22 protein-coding genes are annotated in these 26,522 nt (G+C 57.3%); 7 read left to right on the top strand and 15 right to left on the bottom strand.

Translation table 11 applies throughout. The features are described from left to right. Positions 1-5 precede the first annotated feature (5 nt). Positions 6-1,304 carry an alkaline phosphatase family protein gene (locus tag ANT_RS01845; protein ID WP_013558803.1) on the top strand — a complete coding sequence of 433 codons (1,299 nt, stop codon included), beginning with the start codon at positions 6-8 and terminating at the stop codon, positions 1,302-1,304. On the opposite strand, the gene ANT_RS01840 is transcribed toward ANT_RS01845, so the two are convergent. The 5 genes from ANT_RS01840 to ANT_RS01820 all read right to left on the bottom strand — a co-directional run bounded on the left by ANT_RS01840 (position 1,276) and on the right by ANT_RS01820 (position 5,144). Then, positions 1,276-1,923: a methyltransferase family protein gene (locus ANT_RS01840; protein ID WP_013558802.1), complete on the bottom strand. Its 648-nt coding sequence runs from the start codon at positions 1,921-1,923 to the stop codon at positions 1,276-1,278. The two genes, ANT_RS01845 and ANT_RS01840, sit on opposite strands and share 29 nt — an antisense overlap. A gap of 64 nt (positions 1,924-1,987) precedes the next feature. Beyond that, positions 1,988-2,902 carry a hypothetical protein gene (locus ANT_RS01835; protein WP_013558801.1) on the bottom strand — a complete coding sequence of 305 codons (915 nt, stop codon included), beginning with the start codon at positions 2,900-2,902 and terminating at the stop codon, positions 1,988-1,990. Positions 2,903-3,080: 178 nt separating this feature from the next. Beyond that, a complete protein-coding gene (locus tag ANT_RS01830; protein WP_013558800.1) occupies positions 3,081-4,295 on the bottom strand; it encodes a M28 family metallopeptidase in 1,215 nt (404 codons plus the stop codon). A 53-nt stretch (positions 4,296-4,348) separates the two neighbouring features. Then, positions 4,349-4,735, bottom strand: coding sequence for a CPBP family intramembrane glutamic endopeptidase (locus ANT_RS01825; RefSeq protein WP_172634562.1), 387 nt, complete (start codon positions 4,733-4,735; stop codon positions 4,349-4,351). A 184-nt stretch (positions 4,736-4,919) separates the two neighbouring features. After that, on the bottom strand, positions 4,920-5,144 hold the full coding sequence (locus ANT_RS01820; protein WP_013558798.1) for a hypothetical protein: 225 nt from the start codon (positions 5,142-5,144) through the stop codon (positions 4,920-4,922). 133 nt (positions 5,145-5,277) lie between these two features. Between ANT_RS01820 and ANT_RS01815 the strand changes: the two genes are divergently transcribed. Then, positions 5,278-6,318 (top strand): glycoside hydrolase family 5 protein, encoded by a 1,041-nt coding sequence (locus tag ANT_RS01815; RefSeq protein WP_013558797.1) that lies wholly within the window; start codon positions 5,278-5,280, stop codon positions 6,316-6,318. A gap of 59 nt (positions 6,319-6,377) precedes the next feature. On the opposite strand, the gene ANT_RS01810 is transcribed toward ANT_RS01815, so the two are convergent. From ANT_RS01810 to ANT_RS01800, 3 genes are read right to left on the bottom strand one after another with little or no spacing between them, the layout of a single operon-like run. After that, positions 6,378-6,932: a phosphatase PAP2 family protein gene (locus ANT_RS01810; RefSeq protein WP_013558796.1), complete on the bottom strand. Its 555-nt coding sequence runs from the start codon at positions 6,930-6,932 to the stop codon at positions 6,378-6,380. 4 nt (positions 6,933-6,936) lie between these two features. Then, a complete protein-coding gene (locus tag ANT_RS15965; RefSeq protein WP_013558795.1) occupies positions 6,937-7,704 on the bottom strand; it encodes a nucleotidyltransferase family protein in 768 nt (255 codons plus the stop codon). Next, the gene (locus ANT_RS01800; RefSeq protein WP_013558794.1) at positions 7,701-8,621 is read right to left on the bottom strand and encodes a DUF8754 domain-containing protein; all 921 of its coding nucleotides are present in this window, start codon (positions 8,619-8,621) and stop codon (positions 7,701-7,703) included. Before ANT_RS01800 ends, ANT_RS15965 begins: the two co-directional genes overlap by 4 nt. 289 nt (positions 8,622-8,910) lie before the next feature. On the opposite strand from ANT_RS01800, the gene ANT_RS15960 reads away from it, so the two are divergent. The 3 genes from ANT_RS15960 (at position 8,911) to ANT_RS01785 (ending at position 13,283) form a co-directional block, all read left to right on the top strand. Then, positions 8,911-11,814, top strand: coding sequence for an HD domain-containing phosphohydrolase (locus tag ANT_RS15960; RefSeq protein WP_013558793.1), 2,904 nt, complete (start codon positions 8,911-8,913; stop codon positions 11,812-11,814). A gap of 107 nt (positions 11,815-11,921) precedes the next feature. Next, positions 11,922-12,722 carry an aminoglycoside adenylyltransferase domain-containing protein gene (locus ANT_RS01790; protein ID WP_013558792.1) on the top strand — a complete coding sequence of 267 codons (801 nt, stop codon included), beginning with the start codon at positions 11,922-11,924 and terminating at the stop codon, positions 12,720-12,722. A 45-nt stretch (positions 12,723-12,767) separates the two neighbouring features. After that, a complete protein-coding gene (locus ANT_RS01785; protein WP_013558791.1) occupies positions 12,768-13,283 on the top strand; it encodes a redoxin domain-containing protein in 516 nt (171 codons plus the stop codon). 6 nt (positions 13,284-13,289) lie between these two features. Here the strand turns inward: ANT_RS01785 and ANT_RS01780 are convergent, their stop codons facing one another. The 3 genes from ANT_RS01780 to ANT_RS01770 form a co-directional block, all read right to left on the bottom strand. Continuing rightward, positions 13,290-16,151 carry a transglycosylase domain-containing protein gene (locus ANT_RS01780; RefSeq protein ID WP_013558790.1) on the bottom strand — a complete coding sequence of 954 codons (2,862 nt, stop codon included), beginning with the start codon at positions 16,149-16,151 and terminating at the stop codon, positions 13,290-13,292. Between the two features lie 3 nt (positions 16,152-16,154). Then, positions 16,155-18,008: a tetratricopeptide repeat protein gene (locus ANT_RS01775; RefSeq protein ID WP_013558789.1), complete on the bottom strand. Its 1,854-nt coding sequence runs from the start codon at positions 18,006-18,008 to the stop codon at positions 16,155-16,157. 183 nt (positions 18,009-18,191) lie between these two features. After that, positions 18,192-19,013 (bottom strand): M55 family metallopeptidase, encoded by an 822-nt coding sequence (locus ANT_RS01770; RefSeq protein ID WP_013558788.1) that lies wholly within the window; start codon positions 19,011-19,013, stop codon positions 18,192-18,194. Positions 19,014-19,174: 161 nt separating this feature from the next. On the opposite strand from ANT_RS01770, the gene der reads away from it, so the two are divergent. Then, a complete protein-coding gene (gene der, locus ANT_RS01765) occupies positions 19,175-20,542 on the top strand; it encodes a ribosome biogenesis GTPase Der (RefSeq protein ID WP_013558787.1) in 1,368 nt (455 codons plus the stop codon). An 82-nt stretch (positions 20,543-20,624) separates the two neighbouring features. Here der and ANT_RS15955 read toward each other — a convergent pair whose 3' ends face one another. From ANT_RS15955 to ANT_RS01745, 4 genes are all read right to left on the bottom strand, one after another. Further along, positions 20,625-21,842, bottom strand: coding sequence for a hypothetical protein (locus tag ANT_RS15955; protein WP_013558786.1), 1,218 nt, complete (start codon positions 21,840-21,842; stop codon positions 20,625-20,627). A 99-nt stretch (positions 21,843-21,941) separates the two neighbouring features. After that, complete coding sequence (locus ANT_RS01755; protein WP_013558785.1) at positions 21,942-22,430, bottom strand: adenosine-specific kinase; 489 nt, start codon at positions 22,428-22,430, stop codon at positions 21,942-21,944. 95 nt (positions 22,431-22,525) lie between these two features. Next, on the bottom strand, positions 22,526-24,970 hold the full coding sequence (gyrA, locus tag ANT_RS01750) for a DNA gyrase subunit A (RefSeq protein WP_013558784.1): 2,445 nt from the start codon (positions 24,968-24,970) through the stop codon (positions 22,526-22,528). Positions 24,971-25,081: 111 nt separating this feature from the next. Continuing rightward, positions 25,082-25,480 carry an ArsR/SmtB family transcription factor gene (locus tag ANT_RS01745; RefSeq protein WP_197534083.1) on the bottom strand — a complete coding sequence of 133 codons (399 nt, stop codon included), beginning with the start codon at positions 25,478-25,480 and terminating at the stop codon, positions 25,082-25,084. Between the two features lie 514 nt (positions 25,481-25,994). On the opposite strand from ANT_RS01745, the gene frr reads away from it, so the two are divergent. Beyond that, positions 25,995-26,516 carry a ribosome recycling factor gene (gene frr, locus ANT_RS01740; protein ID WP_416210019.1) on the top strand — a complete coding sequence of 174 codons (522 nt, stop codon included), beginning with the start codon at positions 25,995-25,997 and terminating at the stop codon, positions 26,514-26,516. The last annotated feature ends 6 nt before the right edge of the window (positions 26,517-26,522 follow it).

Raw genomic sequence — 26,522 nt, 5'->3', positions numbered from 1 at the left:
AGACGATGAAAAACGCCGTTGCCGAGGGCTTAAGCGAAATCGAACGCCTGCAGAGGCAGGTCTTCCCTTCCGGGAGCGAGTGGTTCTTCCCCCACTACGCAGGCTACTCGCTGGTCAACCTGCCCGCCAGCATCTTCCAGTGGCTGGGGGCTGATGCCCCTGCCGCCCTGCGCCCCCCGCTGGCGCATCCTGCGTTTCAACAATGGAATACCCGCTTCGACACCGTCATCCTGATTCTGGTGGACGGCATCGGGCTGGACTGGATGCAAAACACGCTGGAGCGCGCCTCCCGAGACGAAGACTTGCGCTTCTGGGCGCATCTGCCTGCCGAAAGCGTGCTGGCTCCGCTCACCAGCGTCGTCCCCAGCACTACCGCCACCGCGCTGGTGAGTTTGTGGACGGGTGCGCTCCCCGCAGAGCACGGCGTAATAGGGTACGAACTCTTTCTCAAAGAATATGGCATCCTGACCAACATGATTACCTTCCAGCCTGCCGTATTTGGCGAAGGCAACGCTACCCTGCGGCTGGCGGGCTTCAACCCCGAAACTTTTCTGCCCGTGCCGAGCATTGGCAGAGCCTTGAACGAGCAGGGGGTAGGCGTGCAGGTGTTGTTACACCGCTCCATAGCCCGTTCCAGTTTGTCGCAAATGCTCTATGCCGGCGCGGAAATTTTCCCGGTGGGCTCTCCGGGTGATTTGTTCGTTACCCTGGAACAGGTAGTCACCCAGCGCACCCCCTATCCACGTTATATTCATGCTTACTGGGGCGCAGTGGACGAAGCCATGCACCGTTTCTCCCCGGGCAATCCGCGGGTGTGGCGCGAATGGCTGATGTTCACCCAGCAGTTTGCATTGTTCTTTCGTGAAATGCAAAAACACAGCCGTGGCAGAACGCTTCTCCTGTTCACTGCCGATCACGGGCACATCCCTACCCCTCGGCGGGCGGAGTTTGAGGTGCGGCGTCATCCCCGCCTGATGGACTGCCTGACGATGGTACCCTCAGGCGAAGCGCGCCTGCCGTTTGCCTTTGTGCGCGCAGGGAAAGAGCGGGCGTTTCAGGATGCCGTGGCTGAACTCTGGAATGGACGGTTTGAGGTACTCCCCGCAACGGAATTCGTCCAGACCGGCTGGCTGGGCAAAACCACACCTGCCCCCTGCCTGTGGGAGCGCATCGGCGATTTCGTCATCCTGCCCCGTGAGGATTATTACTGGTACTTTGGACTGAAGGAAAACACCCTCTTGGGGCGTCACGGCGGGCTGAGCCGCGCCGAGATGCTCACTCCCCTTCTTGGCGTGGTCTTGTAACACGCCCGGGCAACAAACGGGGGAAAATCATCGGCGTGGTACGCCGATACTCGGCATAGGCTTCGCCAAACTCATCCAGCAGTTTGCGCTCTTCCAGCAGAGTGCCAATGTACAGATAGACCGTCAAGCCAATCATCAGCGCGAGAATGTTCCAGGTAACCACCGGAAACAGCCAGAGAAGGATGAGCGAGAACAAATACAATGGGTGGCGCACCCTGCCGTAAAACCCGCGCGTGACAAGTTCTCCGCTTTTGGCGCGGCGGCGCAATGGCTCGGGGGCAGATAACTGGCGCAGTCCCAGAAAGGCAAGCGCGTCCGTCTGGCTGAGAGCCGCCAGCAAGCCCCACACGGCAAATGCCTGCACCGCCAGGGTCAGAATTATCCAGGGGAAGGGAATCACGTACAGCGGACGGTCGGGCAAGAGCAAAGGGACGGCAAGCAAAGCCAGCGTGGTCAGCGAAGCCATCAAGACGAAAAACAGCCGGTAGGTGCGCCGGGCAAACTGCCCAAAGCGGCGCTCTGCCCAGCCCTTGACAGTGTGGGAAGCCAGTGCCGAGTGAATCGCACCATAGCCGGCACAGGCAAGCAAAGTCAGCCAGAATCCGGAAGGAATATCCATGCCCTCATTATACGGAAAGAAAGGGCAAGTGTCTAACCCGATGGAAAGACTTTTCCAGCCTTCCTCAGGCTACAAAATGATTTGCATACTCCAGGAAGACACGATCCACACCCTGCTCGGCACACTTCTTCAAAAGCACGGAGAAGTACTCGAACTTGATGGCAAGCACCTCATGAACGGTTTGCTTCTTCTGATGCTTTTTGGCGGTTTCTGCAAATTGGTCCAGCACTTCCCAGGCTCTGGGAGTGGTCAGTTCAGCATACTCCCGTACTGTGCGGCGCACCCTGCACCAGGATTTTTCCCACAGGGCATGGGCTAATCCATGCCGAAGGGACAGGTCTTCACCGCTAAATGAGAGCCCGCCCTCTTCCAGGTAGGGTTCCAGCCAGTGCGATTGATGGACTACGGCACGGGCGCTTTCAACATTCGGGGCAAGCAGAAACGCCTTCATTTGTTCGCTCTGTTGATCCGCCTTTTCCCAATCCTCATCCACCCACTCAGCTTCGCGCTTTTTCTTCAGCGCCCATTCCAGGTCAAACCCCGAATCCCGGCTCGCCCTCAAGGCAGCATGGTAACGCAATAACTTTGGCTTCAGGTTGGCGGGAATATCGCCCTCTGCCAGAATTTTCAGCATGGTGCAGGCTTCTTCGGTAAAGACGGCAGGATTTCTGCGCCCAATGGAAATCAGCAGGTTGATAGTCTGGGCAGTTTCCCGAGCGGTGGGTTTTTGCTGCAAGATTTCAATGGTAGCGGGGTCAACGATTTCGATCACCCTTTCCTGAGTCTCAGAAGTTTCCCCAAAGGCTTTCTCGACTTCCAGCATCAAGCCCAGCGTGCTCATCAGCGAAAGGATGGGGATGACATACTCATCCAGTTCGGGATAGTCCTGAAGTAACTGAACAATCTGCTCATAACTTTTAGCGAAGGTAAATTCGCGAAGTGCATCGGGAAAAAGCATGGTCTGATGCATACGTTTCATCCCTCCTTTCGGAAAGGTGTGGAAGGGAAGGGCTCTTGTGCATGAAGCCAGTGCATCACCCTTGAAGTTACCTGTTATTATAATACGAATTGTGTACGAAAATAGATTACTTTTTACCTGGATTCTGTCAGTTGGAATGAAATGAATGTCAGGAAATTCCTCAGCCGCCCATACCCAATCAATTTAACTCTGAGAGGCTGTTCAGGAAATCCTTCAGCGCTACAGCAATTTCCACCAGTTTGTGGGGATCAACGATTGAAGGGGCATCTTTAGAGGTATGGGTGATCTCCTGAGAGTCCAGGTGTTCCAAAAGCCACTGAGAGATGACGGCAACGGCAGGGCATCCCTGCTGAATGAAAATGCTGTGATCTCCCTGTACCCAGGGGAAGCCTTCGACCAAGCCCTCATATCGGGCGAGGATTTCATCCATGTGCATTTTGACAGATTCGGGCAGGTTGAAAAAAGACAACGCCGTTTTGCCGTCTTTGTACCCCACCCCATCCAGATTGATGTTCAGCCAAATGGTGTGGAAGCGCCCCTGATTTTTCCGCAGGTACTCCATTTGTCCGGTCGCGGCGTAGTAGTCTTCGCCGTTGAAGGGAACAAGTTCAATTCCGGGGTCTCCGTGATATTCTTTGAGCAATTCGGCAAGGAAAAGCAAAACCACCACGCCGATCGCGTTGTCTATTGTGCCGGGCGAGCCTTTTTTGGCATCGATATGCGCAGAGACGACCACGCGCCTGTCGGGATTATTCCCTTTGCGGGCAATCACCTGATCCGCAAAGGCAGGAATGCGGTTGGAACGTGATTCCAGCCACACCGTTTTACCCACGCAGGAAAGCAAAACCTGTCCCGCCTCTTCGGTGGTAAATACAGAAGGAATGTCAAAATCGCCATCCTCGATGAGAGGAAAAGGGTACACGCCGCCCGCTACGGCGGCATTTCTGCCTGTGGCGCAAATCAGCGCGGCAGGCTGTTTCTGTCCCAGCAGAGCCAGAATGCGCTGGTGTTCCTCAGGATTGTAAAACGGGAAGTTTTTGGGCATGAGTTTCTCACGGGTCAGTTCTCCATGCAAAAGCAGTACTCTTCCTTCCACTTCCAGGCGTTCCAGTTCTTTCAGCGTCTCAGCGCTGATCAATGGCGCTTCGACCGCACACCCCAGCGAATAGGGACTGACCCGCACATCAAACGACTGTTCCCCGATGCGCAGGTCAGCCCCTCTTTCCTGCCAGTCGATCACCGGTAACGCCATCGTTTCGGTTTGCCAGCCAAAAGAAGAAACCAATTCTGTGAAAAAGGCAACAGCGCGGCGGTTGCCCTCGCTCCCCACACTGCGGTCGGGGATGTCTTCACATAACATCTTCAGGTATCTACGGGCATCTTCTATGTTCATGTTAAACCTTTCAAAAAACGAAAAAAACTACCAACCAATGACCTTTGAAGCCTTCACCGCCCAAGGACTGCTTCGGCAAGCGCCTGCGGAAGCCCGTGCAAAAGAACCGGGGCAAGAATCCCGCCACTTTTCTCCCGCACAAACCCCATCACCAGCCCGGCAAAAAATGTCCACAACCCCCACCATGGCGCTGGTTGCCAGTGCCCACTTACCAAACTCCCCAAGTTAAGGAGATGCATCCCACCAAACAGCGCCGCAGAAAGCACCACGCCCCATCCCCAGGCAACCCCAAAGAACAGAAAGGGTTTTCCAAACGCCTGATTGAGCCGCGATTGAAGATAACCTCGAAAGAGCAGTTCTTCCCCGAGACCAAGAAAAAAACAGTAAAACACCAGAGCCACCAGCGCTTTTCCCGCCCACGACATGAGGCTTAAAGCCATCCCCCCCTGCGAGCCCATGCCCCTTGGGGTTGACAAGGGCCTCCATGCTCTTGCCCAAAACCAACAGCAAGGCAAGATACGCTCCGGCTAAAATCAGCGCACCGTGCCATTGCCGGGAATTGACCATACCGGAGATAGCGCTGACCACCGCCACTGCCGGAAAGGCGCGAAGCGCCTTGTGGAATTACTCCCGCAAATTTCTGAGAGAAATTCCATATTCCCCAGGATTGCGGCGCAAAGCCAGCAGGAAGAGACAGGACACCGCCACCATCACCGCATATTCCACAAACGGGCGGGCAGAGACTCCTCTTTCCCACCTGTCCAGAGAAGACTGACTGGCTCCAGCAATCAAAACCAGAGTCAGGACAAAGATTGCCAGCGATTCAAGCCATGCCTTAAGTTTTATCATTTGATGACTCAAAACAGGAAAACGTATCCTGATTTCAGGATAACAAAAACTGCCTCCTCACCATAAATTTTGCATTATAATCAGTTGAACGTTCACTTTTCCCTCTCCACAACATGGTAGAAAGGAGCGCCCCATGGAGACTCTTTCCGGCTTTCAGGCTGGCGTCAATCTGGGGGGGTGGATCTCCCAATACGGCTCATTTGATTACCAGCATTTTGAGACCTTTATCCAAGAGGAAGACATTGCCCGCATCGCCTCATGGGGGATGGATCACATCCGCCTGCCCATGGATTACCCCATTTTCGAATCGGACGACAACCCCTTTTCTTACAACGAGCGCGGATTTGGCTACGTAGACCGCACGATTGAGTGGTGTGAGAAGTACAACCTCAACCTGATCCTTGACCTGCACCGCGCCCCGGGGTTCAGTTTCAACACCCTGGAAGAAAACCGCCTCTTCCAGAATGTGGATTTGCAGGAACGTTTCCTTGCCCTGTGGGAGACTTTTGCGCGGCGTTACCGCAAGGTAGAACGCCCCACCCTGATCTTCGAACTGATGAACGAAGTCGTCCTGCCCACCAGCGCCCCCTGGAACGAGTTAGCTCAGCGGGCTGTGCGGCGTATTCGTTCGGTAGATGCCGAACGCTGGATCATGATTGGAGGAAACCATTACAATTCAGCGTGGACGCTTAAAGACCTGGTACGGGTGGACGACCCGCATATCGTTTACACCTTCCATTTTTACGAACCCATGCCTTTCACCCATCAGAAAGCCTACTGGGTGGATTTCCTGAAAGCCTTTGACACCACTACCCCCTACCCGGGCGAGATTCCCCATCTGGAAGAATTTCTCGCTCAACACCCGGAGTATGCAGAGCAATTTGCCGCATACCGGGGCAAGGTAATGAACCTTGACATGCTCAGGTACTTCATCCAACCGGCAGTGGACTTCCTTGAACAGACGCATCTGCCCCTGTACTGCGGCGAATACGGCGCAATCGACCATGCTCCGCTGGAAAGCCGCCTGAACTGGCACCGTGACATCGTGGGATTGCTCCGCCAGCACGGCATTGGCAGAGCGGTGTGGAGTTACAAAGAGATGGATTTCCGCCTGGTGAACTGGAAAGGCGAAGTGGAGAGTCAGGAACTGGTGGAAATCGTCAGCCAGCGCTGAAGCCATTTCCACTCCTCTGATGGCAGGCTGTCCTTCGGCAGGGCAGCCTGCTTTTTTCCTTAGAAGAAAAAGGGGAACAAACGCATCAACCAGTCGGAAAGCGCCAGCATCCCCGCGCCCATCAGGCTCCCCAGCAAGATGCCTGCCAGCACATCGGAGAGATAATGCACCCCCGTTGCCACCCGCGCCAGACTGACCAGCGGCGCCCAAATGAGCAACAGGACGGCAAACCACTGCGGTCCCAGCCCCAAGCCCATCACCGCCAGCAAAGCCGCCCTCGCAGCATGTCCGGAAGGGAAGGAATGCGGGTCCACATTGCGGTAAATCGCCCCCCATTCACCCTCGGGACGCGGACGGCGAATGAACTGCTTGAGGGCAAATACCGCCAGCGCCTGAACCCCAACCGCCGCCGCCAGCAATGCCGCGCGGCGATGCCAATCTCCGGTGGTGAAGAGCCACACCAGCGCCAGCGCGCCCACCCAAAACCAGGAATCGCCGGAGTGTGCCAGAACTGCCGCACTGCGCCATATCCAACCACCGCCCGGCTTCAGGGTAAAGCGCGGTGTCCAGCGGTCATCCCACCGTTGTACCCAATTCCAGATGGAAGACGCCATGCTTTTACCTTGCCGAAAGTTCTCGCAGAGCAAGTTCGTACTGCACGGGTTTATCCACATCCATGCCCAGTTCGGCGTACGGGCAGGAAATGGCACGGGCGCGCAATCCCAAACGCCGGCTGAAACGCCGTTCGGCTTCGGGAATGGTCAACCGCCCCAGAAGAAGCAAGAGCAGAATGTCCCAGCCAATCAACTGCGCCTGTTTGAGGGGATTTTTACGCGCCTGTACCATGGCGTTCCAGAGAGAATCGGCTTCCAAAACGGCTTTCAGGCGCAGGGCGTTCAAATCGCCACCACAGTACTCGCGTCCTTCGATGCGCAGGTAAGTGCGTTTGGATTGAGGGAAACGGGTTTCCATCACATGGCGCTCGATAATATGATAGTACACATCCGCTTCAATATCCTGCGTATTTTGCGCTACCCAGTCCACCATCTCCCCACGGATGAGCGGGATATCCGCAGAGACCGCCAGTACCATCTGATCGCGGCGTTCTTCCTCGTAAATGGCACGCGCACCTGCCTGAAAATTCTCCAGCATGCCGTGATGGTCAGGGAGAATGCGCAAAGGCAGGCGGCTTTCCAGCGGGGTGTGTGGCGGTAAGCCTACCACAACGATGGAGTCAACCACCGAACTGGCATTGAGGGCATCAATTACCCACTGCACCATGGGCTTGCCAGCCATCTCCAGCAGGGCTTTGGGCTTACCCTGCGTGTACGGGTATAAGGGGTCTTGAATCGAGGCTTCTCCCCCGGCGGCAAGAATGGCTTTCATGCGTTCAACTCCTGCACCTGTGGCGATAACTTCAGTTCATCCAGCACGCCATCCAGCCAGCGGTAATAGCCATCGGCTTGAGCATAGTTGACCGGCTCGCGCCTGCCGGCAGCGGCAAGGATTGCCGCTTCCATCATGTTCGTACCGAATGAACGCCCTTCCAGAACCGGCGTGGTGGTAATCAGCCAGCGCACGCCACTGGCGCGGAAGGTTTGCACGTCTTCGGGGGTAGTGGTGTTGGTGACGATGACCTTCCCGCGCATATCATCGGGCATGTAGCGGTAAATGTAGTGACAATCGCCGAGCACTACCGCGGCTTGCTGGAAAAAGCGCGTGTGTTTGGGGTTACGTTGTCCTTGCTTTTCGCCCACCGGGTACAGCCACTCAAAGGGCAAACGGGAAAGCACCGGTAAGAGCAACGCCGCCATCAGGCGAATGCTGCGCGGACTGTGCAACGGAATGGGAATGCCCAGCGAGTAAATCAAATCCCCAAAGGTCACCCGAAAGCCTGCATTGAGGGCGGCTTCCGCCAGCCCCCAGCGATCTACCGCCGTGGTGACCAGGGCAGTTTTCTCCGGCAGGGACGGAGCCAGTTGCTCCAACACCCCCGCCACACGCTTTTCCAGGGTGGCTTTCAAGCCCGTGCCATCCACTACCGGCGTTTGGCGCACATCCCGCACCAATCGACTGACCGAATGGAGAGGATACCAGCGGTCGGCAACCCGCAAGCCCAAATCGGTGCCGCCCACGCCGAAGGCATCCACTTTACCGTCCAGTTCGCGGTACAACTGGGCGGCTTTGTCCATATCGCCATCGGTGCCGATGCGTTCCAGGCGCACCCGCTCGCCAAGCAGTTCGATTTCCACAGTTTTGTTTCGTTTAGAAGACCCGATGCTAATACTGACTGCGCGTTTCATGCTCTTTTTTCTCCCTCAAGGGTCAAACGCAGGGTGAGTATACCCCGAACAAGCAGATTACGCAAAGAGTCATCCCGAACGGTTCATCCATGAAAAGGAACTCCTGCACGGCAGAAGAGAAACGCATTTGTAATCCATTCCCCAGTCCCCGAATGAAGATTTTGAAGGTATACTATTTTATGGTATTCGTTATCGGTCACAAGTAAGCCTTTATCCTTCCATCTTTTTCCTGGGTTCTAGATTGATAGCCATGGGCTGAATCGCCCATCTCTTAAGGAAAAAACGCACCGTGAAGCCACCCATCCCTTCCCAACTGGCGAAGATTCTCAAGCGGATGCTCATCAGCCGTCTGTTCGTTCCGCTATTTATCGCCATGGTGCTGGTCAACCTCGCGGCGTGGGGTGTGGTCTGGCAGGCATTGATCTCACGGGAGTACACCTATGCGCGCCTGATGGCACAGGAACTGGATGCAGGTTTGCAGGATGCACTCGAAGCCATGCAAGCCACTCAAACCCTGGACTGGAGCCACTCCCCCCAAGCCCATTCTGCCGCCCTTGAGGCAATGCGCCGTACTGTGAGCGAACTGGACCGGCTCATCGCGATCAACGACCAGGGGGATGTACTGGCACTGGCGCCCTTCGAAAAAGATGTGTTGCGCTGGAATCTCAGCAACCAACCCTATTTTTCTTCCCTCAGACCCGAAATGCCCCCGCTCTTTTTTACGCCTCAGTACAGCCCCTTCTCAGGGCTCGAGGTGGTGATGGCAGCCATACCGCTGACTCCATCCATGTACCTGATGGGTGAAATCAACGTGGAGCGGTTGAAAGCCCGAGGCAACATGGGAATGCTTTTCGACAACCGCTTTACCCGCTGGAGCATTTACGATGACAAAGGCAATGCCCTCTTGCAGGCAGGGAATGACCTGGAAAATGGTTTCGTCCAGCCCCCTGCCCGCGTCCAGGGTTTCAACTGGATTTCCGGTTCTTCTCAGCCTTTACGCCTGGCAACCCGGGTAAACATGCCCACCCCTGGCTGGACGCTGGTCGTGGAGCGGGCAGTGCTGACTGGCATGGGATGGTACGTGGCAGGCACCCTGGCAACCCTTCTGCTGGTGCCCTGGCTCGCTTCTGTGCTGGTGACTCAGATGGAAAAACGTCTGAACCGTATCGTGGTGCGCCCGCTGGAAATCCTCAACGAGCGGGTAAAACAACTGACTTCCGGCGATTACAGTGAATGGATATCCTTTTCCACGATTGCCATCTCTTCCCGCGAAATTGCCGAACTGGCGTCCAGCATCCAGCGCATGCAACATGCCATCCTGAAACGTCAGCAGGCGCTGGCAGAGAGCGAAGCCCGCTACCGGCAGCTGGCAGACCTTTTGCCCGACATGGTGTTTGAAGTCAACGCGGAAGGCAAATTGACTTACGCCAACCGCGCCGCGCTGTCCAATACCACTTCTGCAGATTTCAGCGCCCTGCAGAACACCGAATTCATCTCCATGATTCCCTTGCCGGAAGTCCCTGCCTTCCAGAATCTGTGTCACTCCCTGCAACCCGGGAAGGTTTCCCGTCCGCTGGTGGTGCGCTTCCTGAAACAAGACGGCTCCACATTCCCAGGCGAAGTGGTGATTGCCGCGCTGGGCAACGGCGAAGTGCGCGGCTACCGCATTGTTGCGCGCGACATTACCGAGCGCCTGTCCTTTGAGGAAGCCCTGCGACGCAGTTATCAAATGTTCATCCAGGGTCCGGTGATTGTCTTCCGCGCGCGCACTTCGGGGGATCACCCTGTGGAGTATGTTTCACCCAACATCACCCGCTTCGGGTACACACCGGCAAAATTCACTACCCTGAAGGATTTCTACGACATCCTGATCCACCCTCACGACCGTGATCGCGTCATCGAACAGACGCAAGCCCACCTGATGGCAAGGTCATCCACCTTTGAGCGCGAGTACCGCGTGCGTTGCGCCGATGGCAGTGTTCGCTGGGTGTACGACTTCAACACCGTCAGTTATGAAAGCAACGGCAGTGTGCGTCACTTTGCCTGGTACTTACTGGACATTACCGAGCGCAAGCAAGCCGAACTGCGCCTGGATCAGCAGATTCAACGCCTGGCAGCCCTGCAACTGATTGACGCCTCCATCACCGCCAACGCCGACCTGACCTTTACCCTGCAAATTCTGCTCTCTCAACTGATGACTCTCTTAAGAGTGGATGCAGCAGCCATTTTGCGCTACGACGTGCAGGAACATGCCCTGACGGGGATTACCGGAGATGGCTTTTTATACGCCGAACCGGAAAAGTTCCGCCTTGCCTTTGGAGAGAGTTACGCCGGGCGGATTGTTGAAACCCGCCAGAAAATTGTCATCAACAACCTGCCCGAAGAACTGATGCAGCACCTGGTCATGCCGGGGATGAAACAGGAAGGCTTCGTCAGCTTCATCGGCTTGCCGCTGATAGCCAAAGGCGAAGTCAAGGGCGTGCTGGAAATTTTCCAGCGCCAACCGCTCACCCTGGAACGCGATTGGATGGACTACCTGGAAACACTGGCTGGACAAGCCGCCATTGCCATCTACAATGCCGACCTGCTGGAAAATCTGCAACGCTCCAACGAAGAACTGCGCCGGGCTTATGAAGCCACCATTCAGGGCTTTTCCATTGCGCTGGAGCGCCGTGATAAAGAAACCGAGGGACACAGCCGCCGCGTGGCAGAATGGACGGTGCGGCTTGCCCGCCGTGCGGGCATCCCCGAGGAAGAACTGGAACGCATTCGCATCGGCGCCATTCTGCACGATATCGGTAAAATGGCCATCCCTGACAGCATCCTGCTCAAAGAGGGCAACCTGACCGATGAAGAATGGGAAATCATGCGCAAGCACCCTGAACACGCCGCGCGCATGCTCTCGGCAATTGAATATCTGCGCCCCGCCATGGTGATTCCGCAATACCATCATGAAAAATGGGACGGCACCGGCTATCCCTACGGGTTAAAAGGCGAAGAAATTCCCCTAGCGGCGCGGGTGTTCGCCGTGATCGATGTATGGGATGCGCTCAGTTTTGACCGTCCCTACCGACCAGCGTGGAAGCCCGAACAGGTGCGCCAGTACCTGATAGACCAAGCCGGCAAGCACTTCGACCCGCGCCTCGTCCCGCTATTTCTGGAAATGCTGGAAGAAGAATCTCCGTTTGAGTAATTCAAGAGAACGCTTACAATATTCCTTGCATTTTTGTCTGTCTTTTACAGGCAAGCACGTTTTGTTTTCATACTTCACACCTGTGGAAGGATGCTTCATTACAGCCTATGGATTTACCTCTTCCCGCATTCCTCGAAGATTATCCAGAGATTACTTTCCTTCTGCGTGAGTTGCTGGAAGGTATGCGAAACATTCTCAAAGAGCGCCTGATTGGCGTGTATCTGGAAGGATCGCTTGCCAACGGTGGGTTCGACACCGCCAGCGATGTGGACTTTCTTGCCGTAACCACCGAGCCGATAGACGAAAAAACCTTTCAAGCCCTCTACGCCATGCACGAACGCCTGGCTACTTTTCCGACCCCCTGGGCAATGGAACTGGAAGGCTCGTACCTGCCGTTAAGTTTTCTTCGAGATTTCGACCCCGAAAAGCGCTTCCACCCCAACCTGGAGCGCGGCAGGCAGGAACGCCTCAAACTTACCGACCACGATTGGGGCTGGTGGACCATCCACCGCCACATCCTCTATCACCGCGGGATTGTGCTCTATGGAGCTGATCCGCGCACGCTGTACACCCCACCCACACCGGAAGTCCTGAAGCACGCCATGCATGCGGTCATTTCGGCATGGGCGCAGGGCTTAGTGGAAAACCCGCAGAAAATGGATAGCCGCGGGTATCAGTCCTATGTGGTGCTTTCGTTGTGCCGGGTTCTGTACACCCTGATACATGGCGAGGTGGTTTCCAAATTCCAAGCCATGCAGTGGGCACTGGACACCCTCGAACCGCGCTGGCACGGCTTGATTCAGCGCGCCTGGCAGGGGCGCATGTCTCCAAACGGTGCGCCTGATGTGAATGAACTGGATGAAACGGTGGCGTTCATCCGTCATGCCATGGAAACCGTCGGCATTTAAAGAGCAGGTAAAATATCTTCTTAAGACCTTTATTGGAGATATAAAATGCCCCTTATCCTCAACCAACCCGCACCAGATTTCACCCTGCCTTCTGTCAGTGGCGAAGCGGTAACCCTCTCTGCCCTGCGCGGCAAACCTGTCCTCATCAACTTCTGGTCTGCCGAATGTCCCTGGGCAGAGCAGGCTGACCGCCTGCTGGTGGAACGCTGGAAGACATTTCAAAATCAGGCAGTGTGGATTTCCATTGCCTCGAACGCCAATGAAACTTCCGAGCAAATCCGCGAGGTGGCGCAAGCCCGCGGTTTACCGCTGGTACTGGTAGATGCGGGACACCGGGTGGCTGATGTATACGAAGCCGTCACCACCCCCCACTGTTTTGTGCTGGACGCCAACGGCATCCTGCGTTATCACGGTGCACTGGACGATACCTCGTTCCGTCAGCGCGTGCCTGCCCGCTTTTACGCCCTGGAAGCCCTCGAAGCCATTCTGAAAGGGGAAACGCCCGCCATCCAGCACATCCCTTCCTACGGATGCACCATCGTGAGGGAGATGCCGGAGTAAACCAACCTATCGAGACACTCGGAAAGTGATAAGCGAAGTTTCGCCCATGTTACCCGCCGCATCAAAGGCGCGGACAAGCAGAGTATGCTGTCCTTCACCTGCCTGCCAGGGCAAACTGAAAGGCGCCACACGGCTCTCGCCAATCTTCTGACCATCCAGCCACCATTCCACGCGGGCAATGCCGCCGGTGTCTTCCGCCTCAGCCAGCAGGGTGATGATCTGGCGCGGCTTGAGGGTGAAAGTTTGTTCAGGCAGGGGCGAGAGAATGCGCACGTACGGCGCAGTGTTGTCCACCGTCACCTGCAGAATGGCGGTATCCACTGTCTGATCAGCACGTATCACCTGCAGGCGCAGAGCATACAGTCCTTCCAGTCCGGTAGTATTCCATTTGCCCAGCACCCCGTTTTTCACCGGCTGGTCGCCACTGGCAATTTCAATCCACGACTGCGGGTTTAAGCCCTCACCGGCTTGCAATTGATAGAAGGTGAATCCCGCTCCGCTGGCTGTTCCGCGGATGATGACCTCGCCGTGAACCATGGCAAAGGGCGCGGGGTGGGTCATCTGCGCATTTTCAGGCATGAGCGGCATTTGAATGGCATCGTATTTCTCAGGGGGAATCTCAATGCCCTGCGACTGCGCCCATTCCAGAGCTTCAGGGGGCAGATTCATATACACTTTTTCATCTACCAGCGAGGGCGGGGTGAAGACCGTGGCGCGCCTGCCCGTCTCGCGGTTAATCTGCACCACCTGATAGAGGGTATCGTAAGCGACGGGTTCATTGCCCGTCAGGAAGACTTCCGAAACTACCTGCGGGCAGGCAGGGGTGGGGAGCAGTCCCGAAGGTTCGCACACCTGCACGGTAGAAACCCCCGCAGGCACTTCCCAGTCGCGCGGCGGCAGGTCACGGCTGACGTACTGCATGGCGGCATGCCAGAGCGCCGCCACATCGGTAACCCGCAGAGAGGGCAACTGCGATTCCGGAGTGGACTCTCCCATCCATACTACCGCCAGATGATCGCGGGTATAACCCACCGCCCAGAGGTCTTTGCCGCGGCTGGCTCTGCCAATCTTGGCGCCTGCAGGACGCCCAATCTCCAGCGGATTGGGGTAGCCCAGCGTTTGCCAGCGGGCAGACTCATCACTCAGAACATGATGCATTAGGTAGGCAATCGGCGCGCTGACCAGCGTGCGACTTTGCGGCTGGGTCAAATCCAGCAGGATATTCCCCTGCCCGTCTTCCACATACAGCACGGTGACCGGCTGAAGCGGGCGATAGTCTTCCATCTGAACCCCGTAAACCGTGCCCATATTCGGAAAGAGCGCATAGGCCTGCGCCAGTTGTGGCAGACTGAAGCGGGCACTTTCCCAGGAGGCGCCCGATCGGGAACCGAAGTTCAGGTCTTCCAGTCCCAGGGCTTGCGCCAGTTGCCAGAGAACCTCTCCCCCCATTGGCTGCAACACCCGGGAAAGCGCTCCCGCGTAATCGTTAGCGAGAGCGGTGCGCAGACGAATGGGACCGTGAAAGGTGCCGTCCAGGTTGGGCAGAGAGAGGTCCTGGGGTAAATCCCACACCATGGTGGCAGGACTGTACGCGCGCGCAAAAGCGGTGACGAGCGCAAAAGGCAGGAGAAGCGTGCCCGCAGGATGCACCGAGAGATACGCCGCTTCGCCAGCCCGGGAAGTATCGCCCACAAAGGCGAGAATTTGGGCATTTTGGGGGTTCATCACCAGCGCACTGGCAGTGAGGGCTTCAGAGGCGCGCTCCACGGGCGGACGGGTAGGCAGTAAGCGGCTCATCTGGCAGGGCGAGCCATCGGGCAGAATGGCTTGATAGGACTGCCCCTGAATTTGAGCCAGATGGGCCTGGACACTGCACTGCAGTTCCTGCTGGAGCGTTAAATCCAGCGTGGTGATGATGCGCAAGCCGCCGCGTTCCAGGCGCTGACGTCCCAACCGAGCGGCAACCTGATCCAGCACCAGAGTGGTGAAAGCCCCTGCCACCGAATGGCTTTCAGGAAAACTCTCCCGCAGGCGCAGGGGGGTACTGCGGGCACGTTGATGTTCTTCGGGCGTGAGGATGTTCTTTTCCAGCAGGACATCCAGCGCGGCTTGCTGGTTTTCCTTCGCCGCCGCTGGGGCGTCCAGCGGGTTGAGCGCAGGGGTATTGAGCAGGGGAATCAGCAACGCGGCTTCGGCAAGGTTGAGTTCGCTGGCAGATTTATCCAGATACAAACGCGCCGCCGACTCGATGCCATAAGTGAGATGTCCAAAAGGCGCGCTGTTCAAATACCATTCCAGCACCTGACGGCGTCCATAGCGCGAGACCACCTGCGCCGCCAACAGGCGCATGCGCAAAGCGCGCCGCGAATCGGGTTGTTCCCGGTCCAGCAACAGGTTCAGCACCAGGCGCTCGGCAATGGTTTGCGGATAGGGGTCAAGCAGATTACTGGCGTCAAAGCCGGGGTTTTCCCAGAAGGTGGCATCCAGCAGAGGAATGGCAACACGAATCACTTCAGGGGAAAGATGATCAGGACGCGCGGGGTCGATGCTGAGGGTGCGGCGGGTAAGTCCGGGGTTTTCCAGCGTATAAAGCAGGTGCTGACCAGTGCGGTCGTACAAACGGGTGGGCTGAAAGACTCCCTCACCGGAAGGGGAAAGCAAGTCGGGAAGCGTGGACACGTCTGGAAGACCGGCAGTGATTTGCGACATCCATACCGCCGTCAGGGCTGTGCCTGCACCCAGCGCCAGCAGGACAATCACCAGCAATCCCATAAGGAAACGGACAAACGGGGAAAAGCCCCGCTTCCTGCGCATCCATTCACGGCGCTGTCGTTTTTTCAGCAGGAGAGCAAGCGGAACGGCACGCACAGGCTATTTCGTCGGACTGGGAGTGGGTGTGCGGGTAGCGGTGGTACGGAGCGTGGGCGTGCGGGTGGCGGTGGCAGTCAATCCGGAGGCGCGAGTGGCAGTAGAAGAAGCCGCGGAGGTGCGCGTTACCGTGGGGGTGGCGGAGGGTAAAGGCGTACGGGTAGGAGTAACCAGCACCTGGAGGCGCTGGCGGGCATACTCCGCCCACTCCGGCTTGACGGCATCTTCGGGAAGCGCCAGCAGTTTGTTCCAGGTGTTGATGGCAGCAATCACTTCGTTGAGTTCCTCCAGCGATTGGGCTTCCCAGTAGTACAATTCGGCTTTCTGAGCGTCGCTCTCCGCCAGTGCTTTGGTCTCTTCAAACTTCATGTAGGCATCGCCGGGGTAACCGCCCAGCAGCAGGGCTTTTGCCCAGCCCATACCGGCAGTGTAGGTTTTCTTCAGGCGGAAAGCGGCTTTGAAGTCGTCAATAGCTTTGTCAAATTCTTCCTGCGCCAGATAGAGTTCACCGCGGCGGATGTAAATCTCCGGCGAACGGCTGTTAAGCGCCAGCGCCCGATCGAGGGCTTTGAGGGCTTCGGGCAAACGATTCGCGCCTTCATAAGCCCGCGAAGCCAGTATATAGGCTTCCAGGTCATTGGTCTCGTAAAGCAGGTATGTTTCCAGCGGCTCAACGGCTTGCTCTACCTCACCCTTTTCCAGCAGGACCGCACCCAGCAAACGGTAAGCGGGGAGAAGGGTCAGGTCCAGCGTATTGGCGCGTTGTGCCTGCTCCAGCGCGGCATCCACCTCGCCCAGCGCCAGGTAGGCTTCACCGCGCGCCAGTGCCACCAGCGGGGAATCGGGGAGCAGGGAATCGGCTTGTGCCAGCAGTTGCAGGGCTTCTTCCGGGTTTTTCTCAATCAATTCCAGATGTGCCAGTTCCAGATAGGCCTCACCCAGTTGTGGATCGCGGGCAAGGGCGGTTTCCAAATCCTGGCGGGCTTTGTCCAGTTCCTTACCCAGAGCCAGACGTGCCCGGGCGCGCCCCAGATAAGCCGGGGCAAACTGCGGGTTCACGCTGATGGCCTGGGAGTAATAGGCAATGGCTTGCTCTGCATTGCCCTGAAAGCGCAGGGCTTCGCCCATGTGATAGTACAGGTCGGGAGCATCGGGCTGAACGGTAACCACCTGCTGCAGATAGTTCAGCACACCGGGCCAGTCCTGCCGCGAGTAAGCCCGCATAGCAATGCGGTAGGCTTCGCTGATGGGGTGCGGGGTGTTGACGTACAACGGGGTAGGCGTATAGGTCGCCTGAAGTTTCATCCACAGCGGTGTGGGGCCGATAAAGGTCGGCGAGGGGGAAGCCTGCGCGGCTACGGTGGGAAGTGGCGTGGGGGTCATGGTAGCGGGCAAGTTGAGGTCGCGAGGAATCACAATAGGCCGCTGCCGTGGACGGTTAAGTCCGGTGACTACCAGGACCACAATCACCGCCAGCGCCAGCAGACCGCCTACAACAGCAAAAACGGTGCGCGGCGAGATCAGCGGCGGTGCCGGCGCTTCGCTGACCGGGGCAACCACTTCCCAGTTGCGCTTCTGCCATTTGAGCGGGATGACCTGGGCTTCATCCACCGGCTGAAGCCCGAGAATCTGCAATCCGCGCCTGGCATCCACATTGTGAGGGTCACGTTTGAGGGCTTCCTGCAGGCAGTAGGCTCGCTCGCGGGCGATTTCCACCGTGGCACTCATATAGACCCAGTACTCGGGCTTGTTCTGATTCATGCGCAAAAGGCGGGTAAACAAATCGCGGGCGCGAGGAAGGTCGCCGCTTTTCAGCGCACTCAACGCCTCTTCGTAAATGGTATCTTCGGCGGTCATAAAATCAGTTTAGCACAGGCTCTTTTCTCAGACAAGGATTCTGGCGCAGGTGTCAGGGGGTTGTTAAGGGGGAACATGGTGCGGGGATTTGTTTGGCAAATCCCCGCTACGCCGATGAGCAAGACACCTTCTGCCCGCCTGTCAGGCACATCTAACTCTGCATCCTGGAAATGCTTCGCCTCTTTACAGCAACAACCACGGCTCTTCTGCCCCTGCCAGTTCTACCGTAAAGGCATCCACACGGCGCGCACCGGGAAGACTGGCGCGTTCTTCGGCAAAGCATTCCTCGCTGAAGCGGGCGCGAAGGGTAAACGGCGGTTTGCGCGTGAAGGGAGCGATCTTCCCCACTTTCCACAACGCCTTTGCCACCGCTTTGCGGATAGTCTTCCGCGCCGCCTGCGGCGATAGACAAAGTGCCGGCTGGGGATGGTTCAATCCAAGAGGGCGATCTGACAGACCTTCCTTAACCACTGCTACTTCCATTTCAGGCACCAATCGCTGGGCTTCCAGGGCGGCGGCGCGGTCGCCGCTCAGGAAGATGAAAGGCACACCCGCTTTCCCGGCAGTGTAGGCGTTCATCCAGATCTCCCCCACGGCTTCATCGTTGACCGTGTATTCCAGCAGATGGCTGTAAAAGGAATGCGCCAGCACGGTGCGCGGTGTGCCTGCCATGGCATGCAGTCCCAACTGCAAAAGCGCATCGAAAGAGCCGTCTAAGCCTGCCGGACCACCATCGCCGGCATCCAGGATTAATTTACAGGCGGGATGAAGAAGTTCATAATCCAACCCGCCGGGGAAGTTGCCGTGTCCATCCCAGGCGATGACTTCTTCTGCGCCTGCAGAAAGCGCCCCCTCGACCAGCGCATTGAGTTCAAGGGTTGCCAGGCGGCGGGCTTGCTCCAGAAACGGCGCGTACCAGCCCTTTTCTGCATTCCAGCGGCATTGTTGCAGGTGATTCACGACTCCCGCCACCCCTTCCAGGTCACACACCACATACAGTTTCATGGCGATTTATCCTTTATACAATCCATAGTTTCGGTTGTGGCAGTCCACAGAACCATTAACCCCTGAAGGTTATCCTATCATCCCCTCTCCAATTTGGGAAGTAGAAAAGGCACACTTTCCATGCCTTGTCCGGAACATCCAGACATGTTATAAATACAGCCATGGCAAGATCAATTGTGGCACTGGTTGGAAGACCCAATGTCGGAAAAAGCACGCTGTTCAACCGTCTGGCAGGCGAGCCGCTGGCGATTGTGGATGACATCCCCGGCACCACCCGCGACCGTTTGTTCGCCACCGCGGAGTGGAGCGGCGTGGAATTTGATATTGTGGACACCGGAGGGATCGACCCCAGCGCCGCCCGCGCCGGGCGTGAACCGCTCTCTATTGGCTCGGCGGAATTTATTAAGGAAATTCGCAGTCAAGCCGAACTTGCCATTCAGGACGCCGACGCCATCCTCTTCCTGGTAGATGCCATCAGCGGCTTAACCCCCGCCGACCGCGAGGTGGCGCAAATTCTGCGCCGCAAACAGCAAATGGTGGACGGCAAACCCTACCCGCCGGTGTTTCTGGTGGTCAACAAAGCTGACAGCGCCAACCTGCGTGCGGTTGCCAGCGAGTTTTACGAACTCGGCATGGGCGAGCCCTACCCCATCTCCGCCCTGCACGGCACCGGCACCGGCGACCTGCTGGACGACCTGATTGCCAGTTTGCCCAAAGTGGAAGAAGCCGGCGAAGACGACTCGGTCAAGATTGCCATTGTGGGCAAGCCCAATGCCGGTAAATCCAGTTTGCTCAACCGCCTGGTGGGCGAGGAACGTGCTATCGTCAGCCCGATTCCCGGCACAACCCGCGATGCCGTGGACACACGCATCGAGTACAATGGCGTCCCCATCACCCTGATTGATACCGCCGGCATCCGCCGCCGCGGCAAGATTGAGCCGGGCGTGGAAAAGTACAGCGTTCTGCGTTCTCTGCGCGCCATCGAACGCAGTGACGTTGCCCTGCTGATGATTGACGCCACCACCGGCATCACCGCGCAGGACACCCACATTGCCGGGTTCATCCTGGAAGCCTGGAAGAGCGCCGTGGTGCTGGTCAACAAGTGGGACGCGGTGGAGAAAGACAGCCACACCATGGCGGAGTACACCGCCCGCCTGCGCCACGAATTGAACTTCATGGACTACGTGCCCATCCTGTTCATCTCTGCCAAGACCGGTCAGCGGGTGGATCAGGTGCTTCCGCTGGCACTGCGCGTGCAGGAAGAGCGCCTGGCACGTCTCAACACCGGCACCATCAACCGCTTGATTCAGGAAGCCCAGGAACGCCACGCCCCGGTGGTGCGCGGCGGACGTTCGCTTCATATTTACTATGGCACGCAGGTGCGCTCCGATCCGCCTACTTTCTTGCTCTTCTGCAACGACCCCAAACTGGCGCACTTCTCGTACCTGCGTTTTCTGGAGAACGTTTTCCGCAAAGAGTACCCCTTTACAGGCACGCCCATCCGCTTTGTGCTGAAACCCCGGCATTAATGTCCATAATCAAAACAACCAAGCCCCTTCGAAGAAATCACCGAAGGGGCTTGTGTTTGCGTTGATCGGAATGGCGCGCCGGTCAGCGGAGAATGAGCGGAATCATCACACGGTGGATCTGGTTGACCTGAATCAGCCGCACGGTGATGATCTGCGGGGCGTTCGAGAGCGTCATCCCCACGGGGTTCACCTGAATCTGCACTTCGTACGTTCCCGTACCGCTGGCAGGCTGGACGGTAATCTGCATGGGTTGCACGCTTGAACCGCTGGCGGTGAAGGTCAGCCAAGCGGGTTTGCTTCCCACCACTGTGGCGTTCCAGTTGAAGGTGGCGCCGTTGCTGGCGGTAATGCGCACTGAAGCAGTCTGGGACACACTCGCTGACTCCAGCATGGCAACGACCGCAGGACTGGAAACCTGCATGGCAGGCGGGAAAAGGCTTTCCAGTGTCTGATTGGGGTCGCCCACAAAGGCGTTGTTCCACTGCGGTTTGGGCTCATACCATTCATCGTATCCCAGCCACATAGGGAGAGAAGGGAAAGCGGGATGGGTAGTTTGCACGGTCTTTCCAGCTTCGTAATCGCCAAAAGCCTGGTAGGCTTGTCCCAGCGTCTTGTCCTCAAAAAGAAAGCGCACGTACTGCTGGAAGGCGTTGCCAAACCAGTCAGCAAAATATCCGCCCGCGCCGAGAGCAAAGAACGGCTGAGAGTACTCGCCCACCCGCCGCCGCGCCTCGGCTTGTGTTACCGGTATGGTATCGTTGCTGGCAGAGCCTGCGCTGAAGCAGGCATAGATCATGACAATGGCATTCTTCGCCAGTTTGAGGTCGCGCTGAATCTCAGCGCTGGAGTACATCCGATCTTTCAAGCCAAAACCGCCCACCGTGGGATAGGGCATATCCGACCAGTAGATGCCATGTCCGCGGTAGAACAGGAAATGCGCGCCGTTGGCGGCGGCTTTGATTTGCTCCCAGTTGTTGTTGGGGGTGTAGAAGCGGTACACGGTCACGCCGTTCTTTTCCAGTTCCTGCGCCGCCAGTTCCATGTTGGCAATTTCCTGCCTGGTCCAACTGCCATTGTCGCCATCAATCGGGCCCACAATCAGCACGGCTTTGAGCGGCGGCAGGTTGAGTGCAGTGAGGGCGCTGGTTTGAGGCGCGGATTCTGTCTGCTGAACTTCCTGCGGGGTTTGCGGGGGAAGGTCGGGGGTACGCGGCTGTAATGCCTGCGCCGCGTTGGCAGTAGGAAAGGCAAGCAGAATCAGCAGTATCAGCAGGCACCCGAAAACTCGTCGTTTCATCATCTGTAATCTTCCCATTTTCATCCTGATTGTATGAGAGGAAGAAAAAAGCGGGTGAGATAAACTTCTCACCCGCCGGATAGCAGAGTTTACAGCCGCTTATCAACCCAGCTTGTAGCCAATCTTGCGCAGGAAGCCCTTGCGCCACTGGATATCCTCTTCGCCTTCGATGCCCTTGGGCTTGGCGCCGTCAATCACCCCGAGGATGCCGCGCCCCTCGCCATTCTCCGCCACGATAACCTGCGTGGGATTGGCGGTAGCGCAGAAGATGCGGCAGACTTCCGGGACTGCCTGCACCGTCTTCAGCACATTAATGGGATAAAACCCTTCAGCAAGGAAGATGACGAAACTGTGTCCCGCGCCAACCGCCATGGCGTTCTTCTTTGCCAGTTCGATCATCTCTTCGTCGGTACCGCTCCAGCGAATCAGGCACTTGCCCGAGGCTTCGCAGAACGCCAGCCCAAAGCGAATGCCCGGCACTGCCGCAACCAGGGCTTCGTGCAGGTCTTCCACCGTCTTGATGAAATGCGACTGTCCCAAAATGAAGTTGACGGCTTCGGGTTTTTCAATCGGTACAATCGAGAGTTCCATTGTTCACTCCTTATGTGTTTTCTTTCCTATTGTACAAAAAAAGCGGATGAATGGAACACGCCATTCATCCGCACAGAGAACACATTGGTAATCCTCTAGGCTTCTTCCTGCGGAATGCGCGCAATGGAAGCCACGCTGTCGCCTTCGTCCAGATGCATGATGCTGACGCCCTGGGCAACCCGCCCTTTGAAGGGGATGGAACTGACCTTGACCCGCAGTGCCACGCCTGAGGCGCTGAAGAGCGCTACTTCGTCGTTTTCCTGCACCACCCGCGCCACCGCCAGTTTGCCCGTCTTGGCAATGGCTTTGTGATCCAACGCCATCACGCCGCCGATGGCACGCCCTTTGAGGACAAATTCATCCAGGCGCACACGCTTGCCAAAGCCTTTGGTGGTGACCAGCAACAGTCCGCCGCCTTCCTCGACAATATCCATCGAAGCCACACGGTCGCCCTCGCGCAGGGAAATGCCCGTGACGCCTGAAGCTTGCCGTCCCATGGAACGCACCTCGCTCTCAGCAAAGCGCACGGTGTAGCCCTGCTCGGTAACCAGCAGGACATGGCGCGAGCCGTCGGTCAGGCGCACCCAGCCCAGTTGATCGCCGTTCTCCAGCGAGATGGCAATCAAACCTGAGGGACGCACGCTCTCAAATTCGCTCAAATCCACCCGCTTGACCTTGCCGTTGACCGTTGCCATCAGGCAGTAGCGGGCATCGGCAAAACTGCGCACGGCTACTGCCACGGTGATGCGCTCATTGGCTTCCAGCGCTAGCACGTTGATAGCAGGGATGCCCTTATCGGTGCGCCCGGCTTCGGGAATCTGGTGGGCTTTCTGCGCGTACACCTTGCCGCGGTCGGTGAAGAACAACAAAGTATCCAGCGTGCGCGCCGCCAGAATGGTGGTGATTTCGTCTTCCTCTTTAACTTCCTGACCAATCACGCCCTTGCCGCCGCGGTTCTGGGTGCGGTAGGCGCTGGCATTCACCCGTTTGATGTAACCGCGCGCTGTCAGGGTAATCAGCACGGCTTCATCCGCCACCAGGTCTTCCTCGCTGAAGTCCTCTTTTGCTTCGGCGGCAATGCGCGTGCGGCGGTTATCGCCGTATTTCTCTGCCAGTTCTTTCATATCCGTCTGGATGAGGGCGAGAATCTTGCGCGGATTTGCCAGCAGGTCTTCCAGGTAGGCAATGCGTTCGGTGACTTCGCGGTACTCGTCCTCAATCTTCTGGCGCTCCAGCGCGGCAAGGCGACGCAACTGCATGTCCAGAATGGCTTGCGCCTGCACCTCGGTCAGTTTGAAGCGCTCAATGAGGCGCTGGCGGGCAGTTTCGGCATCGGGCGACTGACGGATGATGGCAATCACCGCGTCCAGATTCGCCAGCGCGATGAGCAAGCCTTCCAAAATGTGCGCGCGGGCGCGGGCTTTATCCAGTTCAAAGCGTGTACGGCGGGTGAGCACTTCCTGACGATGCTGGATGAACACCTGCAAAGCGCGCTTGAGCGGCAGAAGGCGGGGTTCGTTATCCACCAGTGCCAGCATGTTGACACTGAAGGTGGATTGCAAGGGGGTGTACTTGTACAACTGGTTCAGCACCTGGCGGGGTTGAGCACCCCGGCGGAGTTCGATAACGATGCTCATGCCGTGGCGGTCGGACTCATCGCGCAGGTCGGAAATTTCGTCCAATTTGCCCTCGCGCACCAGTTCGGCAATGCGCTCAATCAGCCCGGCTTTGTTGACCTGATAGGGAATTTCGGTGATGATGATGTTGTAGCGTCCGCCCTTTTGCTCTTCGATGCGCGCCACGCCGCGCACGGTCAGGCGGCTACGTCCCGTGCTGTAGCCGTGCAGGATGCCTTCCCGCCCTACGATAATGCCGCCCGTAGGAAAGTCGGGACCGGGGATGATGCGCATCAGGTCTTCGGCGGTGATGTCATCCATCTGATCGTAGTTTTCGATAAGGTAATCCACCGCCTGAGCCACCTCGCGCAGGTTGTGCGGGGGGATGCTGGTTGCCATGCCCACGGCAATGCCCGAAGAACCGTTCAGCAGAAGGTTGGGCAAACGCGCGGGCAGGACCACGGGTTCTTTCAGCGTGCCGTCAAAGTTATCGGTGAAGTCCACCGTGTCCTTGTCAATATCGGCGAGCAGTTCTTCTGCCATGGGGTTAAGGCGGGCTTCGGTGTAGCGCATCGCCGCAGGGGCATCGCCGTCAATCGAGCCAAAGTTGCCCTGCCCGTCAATGAGCGGATAGCGCATGCTAAAGTCCTGCGCCATGCGCGCCATGGCATCGTACACCGCCATATCGCCGTGGGGGTGGTACTTACCCAGCACCTCACCGACGATTCTGGCGGATTTCTTGTACGCCGAGTTGGCGCGGATGCCCATATCCTCCATGGCGTACAGGATGCGCCGATGGACCGGTTTCAGACCGTCACGGGCATCGGGTAAAGCACGCGCCACGATTACGCTCATGGCGTAATCGAGATAGGCGGTGCGCATTTGTTCGTCAATATCCACCGATTGAATGGTGCCAATATCCATACGTCAATCCTCTAAACGTTCTCCAAACCGTTTGATTATACCATGCGGGGGTGAGGGATAAAGAAAACCGCCCTCATGGAGAGCGGCTTTTGGACCCCCGAATTTTATCTTTCATTCCGCCAGAGTGAGAGGAGTTTCCTCGCCGGATGGAGTTTCGCCGCGGGCGCGGCAACACTTGGGACATTCGCAGGTTTTCTTCTTCTCTTCCCAGCGGCGCAGGTCGTCTAACGAACCGCCCACGCTGTGCGCGGCATCAATGATGGCATACACCTCCGGACGGGCAACGCGATAGTACACATTCCAACCCTCGCGGCGCATCTCCAGCACGCCGGCTTCGCGCAAGAGCGCCAACTGCTGGGAGAGATATGCCTGGCGGTAACCCAGCATGGCTTCCATGTGGCAGACGCACTCTTCACCCTCCCGCAGGAGCGCCAGAATTTTCAGTCGCGCAGGGTGAGCAAGCAACTTAAAGACCCCCGCCTGGGTTTCAAAAATGCTTTCTTCCTTCACCTTTTTTGTTCTCATTGTCTTTTGATACCTAGTTTAACGGCGATGAAGGTGAACGTCAACTGCTTAAAGCCACGATGCTCTATTTGTTGAGAATGGGACAGGTCTCCTTCCCGGCGTGTCTGAGGAATGCGCTGACCTTGAGAAGGCTCGATTTCGACGGGCTCAGCCGTCGGTTCGGTATGCGCCTCGAGAGGCGCGGGGCACAGTGAACGTCGAACTGTGCGGCTTGGGGAAGGTATGACCGCGAAGAAGCAAAGTACGCAAAGGGAAAGCATATCCCGAGCATGTCGCGGGGCACATGCTGGCTTTGACAGGCTCAGACCTGGCTCGCCACTCCGAGAGACTCAGTATGGCGGGTACAATTGCCTCGACAGGCTCGCCGATGCAGTGTTGTGGGATAGCAAAAAACACAAATTTAGGGTATGCTTAAGGAAGCCATAAAGGAAAACAGATTCCCCCGAGAGTCAAGGAGGCACCTGTGATAAAAGAGACCCTCAAAGAAGCCGAAACCCGCATGAAAGGCGCCATTCAGGCGTTGGAAGAGAATCTTGCCGGCATTCGCACGGGGCGCGCCAGTCCTGCACTGGTGGAGCGTTTACAGGTGGAGTACTACGGTGTACCCACCCCGCTGATGCAGTTAGCCAGTATCAGCGCGCCCGAACCCCGCGTGCTGATGATTCGCCCCTTTGACACTTCCAGCCTGCGCCTGATTGAAAAAGCCATCATGGCGTCCGATCTGGGGCTGACGCCCAACAACGACGGCAAGGTCATCCGCCTGAACATCCCGCCGCTCACCGAGGAGCGCCGCCGTGAACTGGTTAAAGTGGTGCATGCCCGCCTCGAGGAGAGCCGCATCGCCGTGCGCAATGTGCGCCGCGACATGGTCAAAGACCTGCGTGATTTTGAAAAGGAAAAACTCATCTCCGAAGACGACCTGAAGAAGGGCGAGGAAGAACTGCAAAAGTTGACCGACCGCTACATTCAGGAAATTGACGCCATCGGACAGAAAAAAGAAAAGGAAATCATGGAGGTTTAAGCCTCC

The sequence above is a fragment of the Anaerolinea thermophila UNI-1 genome (assembly GCF_000199675.1).
Classification (GTDB): domain Bacteria; phylum Chloroflexota; class Anaerolineae; order Anaerolineales; family Anaerolineaceae; genus Anaerolinea; species Anaerolinea thermophila.
The sequence above is the reverse complement of the archived record's forward strand: the minus strand, read 5'-3'. Positions and strand labels throughout refer to the sequence as shown.

Excerpts from the sequence above, each read along its gene's own strand:
- ANT_RS01785 (WP_013558791.1), top strand. The coding sequence starts at position 12,768 with ATGCCCCTTATCCTCAACCAACCCGCACCAGATTTCACCCTGCCTTCT.
- ANT_RS01770 (WP_013558788.1), bottom strand. The coding sequence starts at position 19,013 with ATGAAACTGTATGTGGTGTGTGACCTGGAAGGGGTGGCGGGAGTCGTG.
- ANT_RS01800 (WP_013558794.1), bottom strand. The coding sequence starts at position 8,621 with ATGAAACGCGCAGTCAGTATTAGCATCGGGTCTTCTAAACGAAACAAA.
- ANT_RS01840 (WP_013558802.1), bottom strand. The coding sequence starts at position 1,923 with ATGGATATTCCTTCCGGATTCTGGCTGACTTTGCTTGCCTGTGCCGGC.
- ANT_RS01790 (WP_013558792.1), top strand. The coding sequence starts at position 11,922 with ATGGATTTACCTCTTCCCGCATTCCTCGAAGATTATCCAGAGATTACT.
- ANT_RS01830 (WP_013558800.1), bottom strand. The coding sequence starts at position 4,295 with ATGAACATAGAAGATGCCCGTAGATACCTGAAGATGTTATGTGAAGAC.
- ANT_RS01775 (WP_013558789.1), bottom strand. The coding sequence starts at position 18,008 with ATGACCGCCGAAGATACCATTTACGAAGAGGCGTTGAGTGCGCTGAAA.
- der (WP_013558787.1), top strand. The coding sequence starts at position 19,175 with ATGGCAAGATCAATTGTGGCACTGGTTGGAAGACCCAATGTCGGAAAA.
- ANT_RS15955 (WP_013558786.1), bottom strand. The coding sequence starts at position 21,842 with ATGATGAAACGACGAGTTTTCGGGTGCCTGCTGATACTGCTGATTCTG.
- ANT_RS01815 (WP_013558797.1), top strand. The coding sequence starts at position 5,278 with ATGGAGACTCTTTCCGGCTTTCAGGCTGGCGTCAATCTGGGGGGGTGG.
- ANT_RS01825 (WP_172634562.1), bottom strand. The coding sequence starts at position 4,735 with ATGGCTTTAAGCCTCATGTCGTGGGCGGGAAAAGCGCTGGTGGCTCTG.
- ANT_RS01755 (WP_013558785.1), bottom strand. The coding sequence starts at position 22,430 with ATGGAACTCTCGATTGTACCGATTGAAAAACCCGAAGCCGTCAACTTC.
- ANT_RS01845 (WP_013558803.1), top strand. The coding sequence starts at position 6 with ATGAAAAACGCCGTTGCCGAGGGCTTAAGCGAAATCGAACGCCTGCAG.
- ANT_RS01835 (WP_013558801.1), bottom strand. The coding sequence starts at position 2,902 with ATGAAACGTATGCATCAGACCATGCTTTTTCCCGATGCACTTCGCGAA.
- ANT_RS01810 (WP_013558796.1), bottom strand. The coding sequence starts at position 6,932 with ATGGCGTCTTCCATCTGGAATTGGGTACAACGGTGGGATGACCGCTGG.
- ANT_RS01820 (WP_013558798.1), bottom strand. The coding sequence starts at position 5,144 with ATGATAAAACTTAAGGCATGGCTTGAATCGCTGGCAATCTTTGTCCTG.
- gyrA (WP_013558784.1), bottom strand. The coding sequence starts at position 24,970 with ATGGATATTGGCACCATTCAATCGGTGGATATTGACGAACAAATGCGC.
- frr (WP_416210019.1), top strand. The coding sequence starts at position 25,995 with ATGAAAGGCGCCATTCAGGCGTTGGAAGAGAATCTTGCCGGCATTCGC.
- ANT_RS15965 (WP_013558795.1), bottom strand. The coding sequence starts at position 7,704 with ATGAAAGCCATTCTTGCCGCCGGGGGAGAAGCCTCGATTCAAGACCCC.